This window comes from Dehalococcoidales bacterium, assembly GCA_030698765.1.
Lineage (GTDB): Bacteria > Chloroflexota > Dehalococcoidia > Dehalococcoidales > UBA2162 > JAUYMF01.
Genome location: JAUYMF010000111.1, coordinates 1 through 13,588 on the forward strand (window position 1 = coordinate 1; position 13,588 = coordinate 13,588).

Sequence of the window (13,588 nt, forward strand, 5' to 3'; positions counted from 1 at the left end):
ACGAAAGTCGGCATCCAGAACATGAGCATATCCGGACACTGAAGAGTCTGTCCAAAAGGTCTCCCTGTAATTGCGAGGGCGAAGCTCGTGTCAATCTCTGAGATTGCTTCGCCTTCCGACTTCGTCGGAATGGTTTCGCAATGACACCGCCAACCAAAACCGAATAATACCCTATACATCAGAGATATTAACGCTGCTGACAGCCCGTTCATTTCCCGGCAACAAGCCCTTAGAGCTACGCCAGGGCCGGGAAACATGAATGATTACGTGTTTACACCGGCGGGAAGAGAGTTCTATATACCGCGCCGCTTCATGCCCTATTCTAAGAGCCACAGGGCACTTCAGGAGCGCCCCCTTTCTGCCCAATAGCCGCCTGGGCTGCTACCAGCTTGGCTACCGGTATGCGGAAAGGGCTGCAGCTTACATAGTTGACGCCGATATCATTAAGATAGCGGATTGACACTGGCTCACCAGCCTGCTCACCGCACACCCCGATTTCGATGTCTTTTCTTGCCCGTCTTGCCCAGAATATGGCCGTCTCCATCAGTTGGCCGACACCCTTAAAATCAAGTACCTCGAAGGGATTATCCGGCAGGATGCCCAGTTGCAGATAGGTAGAGAGGAATTTCTTCTCTACGTCTTCACGACTGAAGGAGAAGACTGCCTGGGTCAGGTCATTGGTGCCGAAGGAGAAGAAATCCACCTCGGTGGCAAGATTACCGGCCCTCATACAGGCCCTGACTGTCTCCATCATCACCCCTATCTTCATGTCGGATTCTTTGAGCAAGCTCTTGACCGCGAGCGCTTCCTGAGCGGCGACTACCTGCGGCACCAGTATCGAGACATCAACCGGTACCTCAGCTCGCGCCCGTTCTATGGCTTCAATCTGCATGCGATATATCTCGGGGTTGGTGACCGCCAGCCTGACGCCCCTGTGTCCTAACATCGGGTTGGTTTCTCTGAGTTCGATAATCCTTTGCAGCACGCGGGCATCTTTAACCTCTTCTTCGCGAGGTAGAAACTCGTGAAGAGGCAGGTCGAGGAGACGAATGATAATTGACTTTCCCTGTAGTTCCTTGAAAAGGTTGATGAAGTCCCTGACCTGCAGCGCGCGCAGATGTTCAATTGCCTCCGCCTGACCGGGCGGATTCTCGGCCAGTATGAACTCCCTTATCGCCGATAGTCCCTCCGGGGCATTGAACATCCGTTCCGTCCGGCACAGCCCGATGCCCTCAGCTCCGAAGAGTATCGCCTGGGCTATCATTTCCGGAGTGTCAGCGTTGGCTCGCACGCCGAGTCGTTTATAACCGTCAATCCAGTTCATAAGCTCCTGGAGCTCCGGACTGAGGCTTGCCTCCTCCAGCGGCAGAAACCCGAGGTAAAGACTGCCGGTAGTACCGTCTATAGTCACCTCATCACCTTCCCTGACTACCAGACCGTTCACGGCAAATGACCTATCCTTAAGGTCAATGTTGATTCCCTCGGCCCCGCATATGCACGGCTTACCCATGCCACGGGTGACAATAGCTGCGTGTGAAATAAGACCACCCTTCTGCGTCAATACGCCATTGGCCACCGCGATTCCTTGAATATCATCGGGGCTGGTTTCAGGACGCACCAGGATTACGGGAAGTCCCTTCCTAAACTCATCCAGGGCGGCGGCCGCATCCAGTGCGACCTTACCCCGGGCAGCCCCCGGCGCGGCATTAAGCCCCCTGGCAACCGGCTGATGCAGCACCGGCATCCTGAGCTGCTTATGAAGCATCCCTTGAATATCCTCAACGCTTATCCGCATGACGGCTTCTTCATGCGTTATGATGTTTTCCCTCACCATATCCACCACAATCTTTACCGCCGCCTGACCGCTTCTCTTGCCGGTTCTCGTCTGCAGGATATACAGCTTGCCTGACTCCACGGTAAACTCCATATCCTGCATCTCGCAGAAATGCGCCTCCAGCTTTCGGGCAATGCTCTCCAATTCGAAATAACATTCAGGCATCTCCGACCTTAGAGTCGCTATCGGCTGGGGGGTGCGCGCCCCTGACACCAGCTCCTCCCCTTGCGCCCCGATTATATACTCGCCGAAAAGACCGTTTTCGCCGGTGCTGGGATTCCGGCTGAAGACAACCCCGGTTCCTGATCGTTCATCCCTGTTGCCATAGACCATAGCCTGGACTACCGACGCCGTGCCCAGGGTTGGCGATATTTTGTTGATGCGGCGGTATTCCACGGCACGGAGGCTATCCCAGGACTCGAAGATACGCTTTATGGCGCTTTCCATGTGGTCTTTGTTGCTGATATTGAGAACGGTATCCATCATTCCCGGCATTGATACCGGGGCGGAAGAGCGCACGGATACCTCCAGTCCCTGCCCCAGTTTCTTACCGGCTTCTTCTTCAAGAGCCGCCAGAGCGCCTTCTATTGCCTCATCCGGCAGGAGACCGGTCTCCCCCCATCTCTTGTATGCCTCGATTGACACCACAAAACCGAGTGGGACCGGTAGCCCCAACCGCACCATCGTAACCAGGTTCGCTCCCTTGTTCCCCAGCTCAGATTTGTCCGTGAAGCCCTCACGCAGGGAATATACATAACTCATCTCACTCCCTCTTCCACATACAAAACTCCCGGCGCAGATGCCGGGCAGGCTAACATCAAGGGCATAACACCATCGAGAATTCCTGTCCGGATGCGCTGCCACCTGTTGTCAGTTCAACGCTTTGCACAGGCACCGCTATCCAGGCTTTTGCCTTTGACCAGCGCTATCTACCCGGTCTACAGGCTTGCCAGGAACTCTTTCCAAGGTGTGGCCAGCAGCGTCTCTGTTGACTCGTGCCCGGAGGTGCGGAGGATCATGACCGCTCTGGCCACCATCTCCGGGCTATCGGCTTCAACTATATCCACCACGTCAAAACGCCCCAATGTGCCATAGCTTTCCTTCCAGACGACACCGGGACATTCATTCTTGATCTTGGCCGAGACCCTTTCCGCCAGCTGCTTGAATTCCTTGGGGTCTTCAAGAGCCTGGGGAGAAACGCGGCTGAGGATTACATAAGTAGCCATGGCACTACCTCCTTTTTTGAGCACCTGTCCTGCTCTCAGTTTCCCGCTGAGTAACGAAAACAGCTCCCCATTTTCCCTTCATACATGTTTCAGATTATACAAAATGAGTCATCAACAAGTTATAAAATTGTCTCCGGAAATATTACAAATCTGTGACACTCCGGGGTGAGTAGCGGACAATCTTACCACTGCCTGATTTTTGACCCCCCGTCAATATGGAGCACACTGTATTATGGCCGCCAAAGACGCTCAGTATTTGAGGTCGAGACGATAAGCCATCACGGTCACCCCGGGCCTGGGGTAGAAGTCGAATTCCGGCGCACGCACAAATCCTATCCGTTCGTACATCCGGCGGGCAATGTCCATAAGTTCCGTAGTATGTAAGCCAATTGTAGTAATACCCTGCCGGCGGCAGCGGCGAACACACTCTTCCATGAGTGCGTGACCGATGCCCCGGTTCCGGTAGGCCGGGTGAGCGGCCAACAGGCGAATTCCTGCCCAACCTCCGGGCCACCCTTCCCCTGACGAGTCTGAGGCTCTGAGGTACAATGTGACGGTGCCCACCAGTCGTCCATCCAGTTCGGCAACAAGCAATTCGGCATTTTCCAGTCGACCCCGCACATCCACTATATCTTCCAGGTAAGTCTCCCAGACCCGTGACGGGATTGAACTCTGGTACTGCCGGTAGGCGTCTTTGAGCAACTGTGATACCTCATCCAGCTCATCGGGACAAGCGTCCCGTATGTGAAGGTGGTCATTGCTCCGGGTTGAATCATGGCTCATGTCGAAGTCATGCTTCATCCCAACCACACTTCAATAAATCCGCTGTGTGAAGAAGTAGTTCAGGTACTGGCGCAGGGCATTCATGGCTATTGGCTCCTGCTTCCAGTACTGGCTGACAACCCAGAGAGCAGACCCGAGGCCGGTCAGGAAGTGAGGGTCATAATCTCCTTGATAGAGGTCGCACACCCCTTTGACCAGATAACGCCCTATCCGCTGTCGACCTTTCGCCGAAGAAAGCATTCCCGCCAGACAGGAAAGTACCGGCATCTCAGTCTGTTTTGAGAACAGCTGATAGAAAGCATCATAATCAGTCACCGTTTCTTCCGGAGAAATCGAAAGACGCGTCTCGACGCTCTTGGTACCGATAAATTCAATCCAGCGGGCAATCATATGAGCGTATTCCGCCTGGCTCAGAAGATGCCGTACCCGCTCAATGGCATAGCGGGCAATCGTGTGGTGCAGGTTGACGATCCCGCTGCCACTGGTAGCTATCAACAGGTAGTGATCAAGACTTTCCTCTGTGGGAAGTCCTGCCGCCGTGTTCAGGGGAGGCGTGGTATGAAACTGACCCTTGCAGAAGTAATCAGCCAGCGCCGCCAGCGCCGGCCAGGGGTCAAGGTCAGAGCGCTCCATCATCTCCAGGAGGATGAAGGCGGTGCAGGATACGGAGTGACCCAGTGAGTGCCCCATGTATCCGCTACCCAGAAGCAATAGATTGCGGGATAACTCGGCTTCTCCCTGCTGTTCCAGGAAAGCGGAAAGAAAAGGCGTGACCCTTTCACGGTCACCGCCACGGATTGCGGCCTCTATTTCCGGAAAGGAAACGGACGAATTCCGGACAGCGCTTTTCGGTAGTTCTTCGGACTTGGGTCGCCTGGTATACTCCATTATTTCCAGCCGGACCAGAGCCGGAATATCATCTTCTGACAGGTAAGGCAGGAACTCCCGGCAAATCCGGTAAACCTTGGGCAAATGAGGGTTAATGAAGGGCGGGTTCAAGGCTCTCTGCACCAGCGGGAACAGGCCCAAATGGACCTCCCATGCCTGACCTCCATTGGTTATCTCATTCTTCACTAATGCCGATACCCCATCCAGGTCTGAATCATCCATTAGTCTTAATAACTGAGCTATCATTCTCTCCTCCTTCTTCCCCGAAAGTATAGACAACCCGACCGCAATCGCAAGCGTTGAGAGAGTTAAGCGGTGACCGGATGGACTGGTCACCGCTTAAAACACGCTCACGCACCGGAAACGCTGCACCGCTCTTGAGATTGAACCGAATTTTTACAACGTAGCTAACGAAGGTTTCTTAATTATAAAAATAATATTACAAATTTGCTTTCCCGCTGTAAATACGTGATTCTACGTATTTCCCGCTATCCTGTACCGGGCGGACTGTCCCTATTCTCACCAGCCTCGGCCATCCCCAAATATTAACCCGTGTATCTGAAGAAGTGGCGGGCCTCCCAACTAGTGTTTCTAACACTTCGTTAGTATGCCCGATAACCATACCGACGGGAGTCGGTATCCAGTTGGGGTGGGCACGGCTGGATTCCGAATGGAGTTTATCCCGTACCTGATACGGAGCCGGAATAGCATGAAATAGGTAAACTAATGCTATTTACAAAGCAAAACGAGATGCGGATATCCTGTCGGAACTGGAAAGTGTAGTGTCAGATGACCAGCATCGCATCGCCAAAGCTGTAGAAACGGTACTGCCGGGCAATAGCTTCCCGGTAAGCCTGATTGATCAAATCACTACCGGCAAAGGCGCTGACCAGCATCAGCAATGTTGAGCGGGGCAGGTGAAAATTGGTAATCAGGACGTCAGCCATGCGGAAACGGTGTCCCGGCACAATAAAGAGGTCCACCCAGCCGGAAAAAGGCGGTACTCCACCAGAGATACCGGTCTGCGCAGCCGCCTCGAGCAGCCTTACCGCAGTCGTGCCAACACAGATAATCCGCCGTCCTTCCGCTTTGGCGCGGGACAGCTCCTCCGCTACTTCCCGGCTGACTACTCCATACTCCCGGTGAATAGGATGCTCAAGAGGATTGTCCTCCCTGACCGGACGGAAGGTATCCAGCCCGATGTGCAGCGTGACAAAGAGACATCGCACGCCTTTACTCTGGATATCGCCGAGCAGTTCCGGGGTAAAATGCAGTCCGGCCGTAGGCGCCGCCGCACTGCCATCCATCCTGGCATAAACGGTCTGGTAACGCTCCGGGTCTTTCAGGGGGAGATGAATGTACGGCGGCAACGGGATTTTACCCAGTTCCGGCAGCCGTGCTTCGTCCGAAAACCTGATTAGCCTGGTACCCCCTTCCCCCGCACTGATTGCCTCAGCGGTAATCCTGACACCCGGCCGGTTACCATTCACACCAATTATCTCGATCCTGGCGCCGGGCTTAACCCGCTTAGCGGGTTTGGCCAGCGTCTCCCAGAGCCCAGGCTCAAGCTGCCGCAACAGTAAAACTTCCAGTTTGACGCCACTATCAACCTCTCTACCCTCCAGGCGGGCGGGAATCACCCGGCTGTCATTGAATACCATGACATCTCCAGCCCTTAAGAAGCCGGTTATTTCCGGAAAGGTGCGGTGCTCCACTGAACCGTCACGGCGGTCGAGGAGCATCAGCCTCGATCGGTCCCTGGGTTCAAGCGGGGTCTGGGCAATCAGTTCGGGCGGAAGATAATAGTCAAAATCAACAGTTCTCATGGCCACCGAATACCTGACAGGACACTAGGAACCCTCAAAGAAACGGCGAGGATTATCAACACAGAGCCTGTTCAGGGTCGCCTCGGCAACGCCCATCTCCCGCAGCTGGGGAAAGACCACTTCTTTCAGGTATAGATAGCCATAGGGATTACGCCTCTCCCGCTCGGCTTGCGGCGGCATCGGTGAAGCTTCGGCGATGACCCAGGCGTATGACCAGTCGTGGGAAGGGAGGAGACGTTCCTCGTATCCGGCATCAATTAGAGCCTTCATCGTCCTGGTACGCGCTTCCGGGCTGACGTTGCTTCCGGGGTAACGATCCAGGCCAAGATAGCACCCCTGCTCCAGAAGCCAGGTAAGGTATTCAACATCAGTGGTATCATTGGAATGGTCTACCTTTACCCTTCTCAGGTCAACACCCTCTTCCTTAAGAATGGCCAGTTGCTGCCTGCCCACCTGCCCGGGAGCATAGGAATGGAACATGATGGGGACACCGGTCTCAAGATGAGCACGTGCCGCGCCGCGCAGAACGGCCTCACCGTCCGGCGTTACGCCGGACATATCGCTGGCCGACTTGATAAGCCCGGCCGTGATATCTGTACCGGCGATGCCTTCCCGAATTTCACGGATGAAGGCGCGGGCAAAGCGGTCCGCCGAGACGCCGGAGAGCATACGGGGTATCTCCAGCCACCAGCCGGTAACGGCAATGACGTTGACTCCGCTTCGACGGGAAACCTCTGCCATCAGCCTGATATCCCGCCCCAGGTCAAGGGTGGTGGCATCAACGATGGTATCAACTCCCCCCTCTTTTGCCCGTTTCAGCCCGTCAGCAATACGGTCTATATAGTTGGTGGCGAACAGTTCAGCATAGTCCTGAGGGATACCGGCAGAAGCGACCACCGTGTGTTCATGCATCAGGGTAAAGCCGAGGCGGGAGGTATCCAGAGGCCCCAGCACGGAATTTAGCGTAGCCATAGCATCGAAGCTCCTTTCCGGTTGTAAATCGAGGACAAATTTGGTTCTGTTTGCATCTGGTTGGTTTTAATTTGTCATTGCGAGGAGCACGTTCGCTTCACTCAGTGTAAACTCCGCGACGTGGCAATCCGGGAGGCTAGGGATACCTTTCCCCCACCACACGGATTGCTTCGCCCTTAGGATGGTCTCGCAATGACGCGCCAACCAAAACCGGATAATACCACAAATTTAACTACCCGCCGAGAGTAGACAGGTGTTTAATCCTCTTGAGCATATTAGGATGAGTCGTAAAAAGCTCCATCATTTTATCGGCGGTACCAAGGCGCACCTGCTTCTGGCGGAGGTCAGCCAGCTCATTGAAGTCAATGGTGCCACTCATGTCCCGGTCAATCTGGGAAAGCTCTTTGACTTCATACCAGGCACGTGCCGGGTCACTAACAAAAAAGGCTCTGACCGTTTCCGCCTGCTTCAATTCCTTCGTGTTCCGGAAACGCGCATCGCTATAGACCAGCTTGTACAGGGCCGTCGCCATGTGGTGCGGCTCGCTCCCCAGCCGGACGCTGCCCAGGTCGGCGTAATACTCCCGTATCCGGGACCCATAAAGCACCAGCAGATTGGTAATAAAGTAAAGCAGGAAAGCCCCGAAACCGATTAGCGCCGCGTAACCGCCCCCCTCACGGCGCCCGCCCAGAGCCCCACCCCACATCAGGCTGAAGGCGAGCCAGTACAGTATCATCGGTATCACTGAAATCAGGGTTATGATGGCCATGTCACGGTGCTTGATGTGGGATATCTCATGCCCGAGGACAGCCTTAAGCTCATCCTGACTCAGTATGTTCATGATGCCCCGGGTAACACAGACCCGCCCGTCCCGCTGCGTCCGGCCGAAGGCAAAAGCATTCGGTATATTTAGCTGAGAAATACCAACCCTCGGTTTAGGCAGACCCGCTTTTTGCGCCAGATCAGCCACCATCCGGTGCAGTTCGGGTGCCTCCTTTTCCGAGACCCACTTTATCCTCATCGACCAGCCAACTATCGAGGGCCCGATTAGATACTGAACCCCCATGAAGATAACGGCCAGTAAGATGTAGGACACGGCGCTGCCCGCCCCCATCCAGGTGCCGACGGCGACAATGACACCGTAAAGGATGGCGAAAAGGGCAGCCACCAGTAAAAACATCCTGGTTTGCAACCACATACAATTCCTCCGCGCCGTTGACCTCTTTCAACGACTTACTACTATTATCATACAACAGAGCTTTGTGAGCAGGCAACAATTAACCGAACCGGTACTGATTCTTGACAGGAAGCAAAGCAAAAAGCTAAACTTGAGTTTATTGTTCATAGTCAATATCTTTGACATTCCTCAGGTTAGTCTTTCACCAGTTCCGGGTCTTGCCAGAGTAATAACCACAGGGGGAAAAGTTATGCGAAGATTTCCAGTATTTCTCGGGGTTTGCCTGCTTACAATAGCCTTACTGACATCAAGCTGCGCGGCACCAGTGACGCCGACAGCGCCAACAACTCCAGCAGCACCGTCGACACCGGTTGAGACCGGCAAGGGACCTATCACCGTCGGCTCCAAGATTGATACCGAGGGCTCGTTGCTATCACAGATTATCATCCTGATGCTCCGGGATAACGGCTTTGAGGTCGTTGATAAATCTCAGTTCGGAACAACACCGATAGTACGCAAAGCCATTACCAGCGGCGAACTGGACATCTACCCGGAATACACCGGAAATGGAGCCTTCTTTTTTGATGAGGCGGATTCACCCATCTGGAAAGATGCCGGGGCGGGCTACTTAAGGGTTAAGGAGCTTGATAAAGAAGCCAATGACATCATCTGGCTGACGCCGGCGCCAGCGAACAACACCTGGGCGATTGCCATACCCGATACCCTGGCGCAACAGGAAGGCATCCGTACCCTGGATGATTTTGCCGCTTACGTGAATCAGGGCGGTTATGTAAAATTGATTGGCTCCGAGGAATTCGTTAACAGCGCCGCGGCGCTGCCGGCATTCCAGGAAGCCTACGGTTTCACACTGGGGCAGAGCCAACTACTCACCGTATCAAGCGGCGATACGGCGCAGACCGAAAAGGCGGCCTCGGAAGGCACTGATGGAGTGAACGCGGCCATGGCCTACGGGACGGATGGCTCACTGAGCGCCTTCGGACTCGTTGTACTGGAAGATCCCCGGGGAGTACAGCCAGTCTATGAACCGGCGCCAATCATCCGCGGGGAGGTTTTTAACAAATATCCTCAGATAGAAACAATCCTTAGCCCGGTCTTCCAGTCTCTAAATCTGGAGACGCTTCAGACGCTTAACGCCAAAATCGCCATTGAGGGCCAGAACCCGGCTACGGTAGCCAGCGATTATCTTAAAGCCAGGGGATTCTTAAAGTAGAATCCCGATAACACCGGGGTAAATAAATGAATCGCCGATTGGTCACCCGTGACAGCGTGGCCGTTACCGGGGCTGCTATCGGTCTCACCTCGTTCTTTTTCGGCTGGCTGACATTCAAACCTAACCGTCTCGCTGCCGGTACAGGCCTGAGCCTGTGGGAAGGTAGCGGCTGGACCGGAACCAGCCTGCTCCTGATATTATGGCTCGCCTGTCTGGCACTCAGCTTAAGAGGCAGAGAAAAGCGGTACGCAGCCGCCCTGGGCATTACGGCCAACCTCATAGTTGCTGCCACGCTGCTGCTGGCGGGACTGTCCGCTGACAAACTCATGGAGGGAGAAGCTACATTCGCCCGCGTGTCACTGGGGACGGGCGTATGGGTCGCTCTCGGCGGGGCTTACGTGACGATATTCGCCGCTCGCCAGAGACTGGAGGGTTGGCCTGTCCGGCAGAACCTGGTATCGTGGAGCGGGCTGGTAGTCCCCGGACTTCTGCTCATTGGCGGCTGGCTTGATAACCTGTCCATACTACAGGAATTCTTCGGACGTGAAGAGCGCTTTATCCAGGAGACATGGCAGCATATCTTCATTTTTAGCGGCAGTGTGTCCGCAGGCGCCGTACTGGGTATTCCGCTCGGCGTCTGGGCGGCGAGAAGCAAGCACATTGAGCGACCGGTATTCTTTATCACCAATATCACGCAGACAATACCCAGCTTGGCGCTTTTTGGTCTGCTTATTGCCCCGCTTTCGGCGCTGTCCTTTTCTTTTCCTGTCCTGAGAGAACTGGGCATCCGCGGTGTGGGCACCACGCCAGCCGTCATCGCTCTCATCATCTACTCCCTGCTGCCCATTGTCAGGAATACTTTTGCCAGCCTGAAGCAGATTGACCCGGCGGTGATTGACGCCGGACAGGGTATGGGGATGAGCCGTTTCCAGATATTCCGCAGACTGGAGGTCCCTCTTTCGGCACCTCTGGTATTAGAGGGGATCAGGACGGCATCTGTCCAGGCGGTAGGCAATACGGCAGTGGCGGCCCTCATCGGGGCGGGCGGACTGGGCTGGTTTATCTTCCAGGGGCTGGGGCAGGCCGCACCCGATCTGATTATCCTGGGCGCCATCCCCATAATTGTTCTGGCACTGCTGGTAGACGCTGTGATGCGGGGCATGGTCAGGCTGGCTAAACCTGAAGGACTGTCCGGAGGAAGCGGATGATACGCCTGGAGAAGGTGACCAAGCGTTATGGGGAGACACCAGCCGTAAACGAACTCTCCTTCGAGATCGAAGAAGGGGAAGTATGCGTGCTCATCGGCCCTTCCGGTTGCGGGAAGACCACCACCCTGCGGATGATTAACCGCCTCATCGAACCTACCAGCGGACGCATCTTCATCGACGGTCAGGACACCAGCCAGATCAGTCCGGAGAAACTGCGCCAGTCGATAGGGTACGCCATTCAGAGCGTGGGGCTGTTCCCTCACCTGACGGTAGCCGCCAATATCGCCGTAGTTCCCGAGCTACTGCACTGGGCTAAAGACCGCATCTCACGCCGTACCGAAGAATTGCTGGCACTGGTCGGCCTTGACCCTGCCGGATACGCCCGGAAATACCCCGGACAGCTTTCCGGGGGAGAAGCCCAGCGCATCGGAGTAGCCCGCGCTTTAGCTGCTGACCCGTCGATTCTGCTCATGGATGAGCCGTTTGGCGCCGTCGACCCCCTTACCCGGCAAAGGCTCCAGACGCAATTCGTCCGTATCCAGCAACGGTTGCAGAAGACCATTATCCTGGTAACCCATGACCTCGATGAGGCGATACGGCTGGCCAGCCGTATCGCCATCATGAAATCAGGGGAACTGGTACAATACGATACCCCGCAGGCAATACTCTCCAGGCCAGCCGACAGGTTCGTTCACGATTTCATCGGCACTGACCGGGCGCTGAAACGCCTGTCCAGCATCAGCATCTTGAGCTACGTCAGACCGGCGCCTTCGATCATGGTAGACGCTTCCAGCCAGAAAGCGGCGGCGGCCATGGGTAAGCGACGTTATATCTGGGTGGTGGCTGAGAACGGGCAGCTAATGGGCTGGTTAGACAAGGACAACCTCTCGACAACGGCTTCCGTCAGGGAAGCGATGGTCATTGGAAATATCGAGGAAATCGCCGTCACGAATAGCGCCACCCTGCATGAAGCGCTCTCACGCATGCTGGGGCAGGGATTCAAAAGCATCCCCGTAGTTGATGAAAAAGGCCGCTTCATCGGTGAGGTAACCCTGGGTGATATTGAGGCGGCAACCGCCGAGGTAGAAAACTAGGTAATGGCTAATCCGGTAACAAAACGCGGGCTGGCATTAATCATTCTGATCGCGGCTTTTATCTGGCTCATTGCCAGCGCGGAAGTATGGGAAACAACTCTCCGGTTCTTCTTTCCTGACGAGACACGGGTCTTACACCCCCGAGCCACTTTAATGGTGCTTGTCTGGGAACATCTCAGATTAGTCATTGTTTCCAGCGGTATCATTGTTGCCATCGGAGTACCGCTGGGAATATGGGTGACCCGCCCCGGTGGACGGGACTTCTTACCGATAGTTAACGACCTCACCTCGTTCGGACAAACATTCCCTCCGGTAGCGGTTCTGGCACTCACCGTCCCCATGCTCGGCTTCGGATTTCTGCCCACAATAGCCGCCCTGTTTCTTTACGGTATGCTGCCCGTGGTGCGCAATACCATCGCCGGGCTGAATGCCGTTTCCGCTGACCTGCTTGAGGCCGCTTACGGGATGGGAATGAGCCGGAGTCGGGCGCTCTTCCGGATTGAAATTCCGCTGGCGGCGCGGGTTATCCTGGCCGGAATACGCACGTCAGTCATCATCAATATCGGAACGGCGATGATTGGCGCCGTCATAGGCGCCGGAGGACTGGGCTCCCCAATCATCGCCGGGCTGGTACAGGATAACATCGCCTATATTATCGAAGGGGCGGTGCCCGCCGCTCTTCTGGCCGTCATCGCTGACCAGTTCCTAGCTAGTATCGAGGGAATTCTTACCTATTCGCCTACTAAGACCTAGCTCTCAGTAGCCGGGGGAACAGCCGGGATGAAAACAGCCCGTGAAAATGAAACCGAACAACCCCCTGAGCGTATCTTTACTAAAGATGCTCCTATTGAAGAGAATAGAAGAGGCTTGGTTGGCGGGCCGTTACTATTTCGCTTTATCTGCTCAGTCTGGACTTAGCGTAACATTCGCTACAGTACACAGGTCTACCTTCACGAGGCTCGAACGGTACTTCAGTCTCTTTACCGCACTCGGCGCACACTGCCGGGAACATCTGCCGCCGTGCTCCGTAGCCACCACCACCGCTGCTCCCATAACGGTCTGACCTTCTGGACTGGCGACATGATGGACAGCGTTTAGGCTCGTTGGTATAGCCTTTGGAAGCGAAGAAGTCCTGCTCACCTGCCGTAAAGGTAAAATCTTGCCCACAATCAGCGCACTGGAGAACCTTGTCTTCGAAACTCACTGGATAACCTCCCTCTGAATAATTGTTCGGTAGAGCTAGGTGTTCCAGCACTTGAATCAATCCGGTAGAGTTCAACCAAGCCGGTGGACAACCTAAACTGAACCAACTTGCATTATACACCAAAAAAGCTTACTTGTAAAAGCCC

Annotated in this window: 12 protein-coding genes; 4 read left to right on the forward strand and 8 right to left on the reverse strand. The window is 55.0% G+C overall.

What is annotated here, in order from left to right; all coding sequences use genetic code 11:
* Positions 1-322: 322 nt before the first annotated feature.
* The 7 genes from Q8Q07_05520 to Q8Q07_05550 all read right to left on the reverse strand — a co-directional run bounded on the left by Q8Q07_05520 (position 323) and on the right by Q8Q07_05550 (position 8,727).
* Positions 323-2,596 carry a putative PEP-binding protein gene (locus Q8Q07_05520; protein MDP3879749.1) on the reverse strand — a complete coding sequence of 758 codons (2,274 nt, stop codon included), beginning with the start codon at positions 2,594-2,596 and terminating at the stop codon, positions 323-325.
* A gap of 176 nt (positions 2,597-2,772) precedes the next feature.
* Entirely contained in the window at positions 2,773-3,060 is a 288-nt protein-coding gene (locus Q8Q07_05525; GenBank protein ID MDP3879750.1) for a GYD domain-containing protein, read from the reverse strand.
* Positions 3,061-3,309: 249 nt separating this feature from the next.
* On the reverse strand, positions 3,310-3,861 hold the full coding sequence (locus Q8Q07_05530; protein MDP3879751.1) for a GNAT family N-acetyltransferase: 552 nt from the start codon (positions 3,859-3,861) through the stop codon (positions 3,310-3,312).
* Positions 3,862-3,873: 12 nt separating this feature from the next.
* Positions 3,874-4,977, reverse strand: coding sequence for a hypothetical protein (locus Q8Q07_05535; GenBank protein MDP3879752.1), 1,104 nt, complete (start codon positions 4,975-4,977; stop codon positions 3,874-3,876).
* Positions 4,978-5,516: 539 nt separating this feature from the next.
* A complete protein-coding gene (queA, locus tag Q8Q07_05540) occupies positions 5,517-6,557 on the reverse strand; it encodes a tRNA preQ1(34) S-adenosylmethionine ribosyltransferase-isomerase QueA (GenBank protein ID MDP3879753.1) in 1,041 nt (346 codons plus the stop codon).
* 24 nt (positions 6,558-6,581) lie between these two features.
* Entirely contained in the window at positions 6,582-7,529 is a 948-nt protein-coding gene (locus Q8Q07_05545) for a hypothetical protein (protein ID MDP3879754.1), read from the reverse strand.
* Positions 7,530-7,761: 232 nt separating this feature from the next.
* Entirely contained in the window at positions 7,762-8,727 is a 966-nt protein-coding gene (locus tag Q8Q07_05550; protein MDP3879755.1) for a zinc metalloprotease HtpX, read from the reverse strand.
* A gap of 229 nt (positions 8,728-8,956) precedes the next feature.
* Between Q8Q07_05550 and Q8Q07_05555 the strand changes: the two genes are divergently transcribed.
* The 4 genes from Q8Q07_05555 to Q8Q07_05570 are packed head-to-tail and all read left to right on the forward strand — an operon-like array spanning position 8,957 to position 12,992.
* On the forward strand, positions 8,957-9,937 hold the full coding sequence (locus tag Q8Q07_05555; GenBank protein ID MDP3879756.1) for an ABC transporter substrate-binding protein: 981 nt from the start codon (positions 8,957-8,959) through the stop codon (positions 9,935-9,937).
* A 26-nt stretch (positions 9,938-9,963) separates the two neighbouring features.
* Positions 9,964-11,145: an ABC transporter permease gene (locus tag Q8Q07_05560; protein MDP3879757.1), complete on the forward strand. Its 1,182-nt coding sequence runs from the start codon at positions 9,964-9,966 to the stop codon at positions 11,143-11,145.
* Complete coding sequence (locus tag Q8Q07_05565; protein ID MDP3879758.1) at positions 11,142-12,239, forward strand: ABC transporter ATP-binding protein; 1,098 nt, start codon at positions 11,142-11,144, stop codon at positions 12,237-12,239. The genes Q8Q07_05560 and Q8Q07_05565 overlap by 4 nt, the downstream gene beginning before the upstream one ends.
* Before the next feature lie 3 nt (positions 12,240-12,242).
* Entirely contained in the window at positions 12,243-12,992 is a 750-nt protein-coding gene (locus Q8Q07_05570) for an ABC transporter permease (GenBank protein MDP3879759.1), read from the forward strand.
* Between the two features lie 142 nt (positions 12,993-13,134).
* Here the strand turns inward: Q8Q07_05570 and Q8Q07_05575 are convergent, their stop codons facing one another.
* Positions 13,135-13,443, reverse strand: a complete 309-nt coding sequence (locus Q8Q07_05575; GenBank protein MDP3879760.1) for a zinc-ribbon domain containing protein — start codon at positions 13,441-13,443, stop codon at positions 13,135-13,137.
* Positions 13,444-13,588 lie beyond the last annotated feature (145 nt).

Excerpts from the sequence above, each read along its gene's own strand:
- Q8Q07_05565 (MDP3879758.1), top strand. The coding sequence starts at position 11,142 with ATGATACGCCTGGAGAAGGTGACCAAGCGTTATGGGGAGACACCAGCC.
- Q8Q07_05545 (MDP3879754.1), bottom strand. The coding sequence starts at position 7,529 with ATGGCTACGCTAAATTCCGTGCTGGGGCCTCTGGATACCTCCCGCCTC.
- Q8Q07_05570 (MDP3879759.1), top strand. The coding sequence starts at position 12,243 with ATGGCTAATCCGGTAACAAAACGCGGGCTGGCATTAATCATTCTGATC.
- Q8Q07_05530 (MDP3879751.1), bottom strand. The coding sequence starts at position 3,861 with ATGAAGCATGACTTCGACATGAGCCATGATTCAACCCGGAGCAATGAC.
- Q8Q07_05550 (MDP3879755.1), bottom strand. The coding sequence starts at position 8,727 with ATGTGGTTGCAAACCAGGATGTTTTTACTGGTGGCTGCCCTTTTCGCC.
- Q8Q07_05555 (MDP3879756.1), top strand. The coding sequence starts at position 8,957 with ATGCGAAGATTTCCAGTATTTCTCGGGGTTTGCCTGCTTACAATAGCC.
- Q8Q07_05520 (MDP3879749.1), bottom strand. The coding sequence starts at position 2,596 with ATGAGTTATGTATATTCCCTGCGTGAGGGCTTCACGGACAAATCTGAG.
- Q8Q07_05560 (MDP3879757.1), top strand. The coding sequence starts at position 9,964 with ATGAATCGCCGATTGGTCACCCGTGACAGCGTGGCCGTTACCGGGGCT.
- queA (MDP3879753.1), bottom strand. The coding sequence starts at position 6,557 with ATGAGAACTGTTGATTTTGACTATTATCTTCCGCCCGAACTGATTGCC.
- Q8Q07_05535 (MDP3879752.1), bottom strand. The coding sequence starts at position 4,977 with ATGATAGCTCAGTTATTAAGACTAATGGATGATTCAGACCTGGATGGG.
- Q8Q07_05525 (MDP3879750.1), bottom strand. The coding sequence starts at position 3,060 with ATGGCTACTTATGTAATCCTCAGCCGCGTTTCTCCCCAGGCTCTTGAA.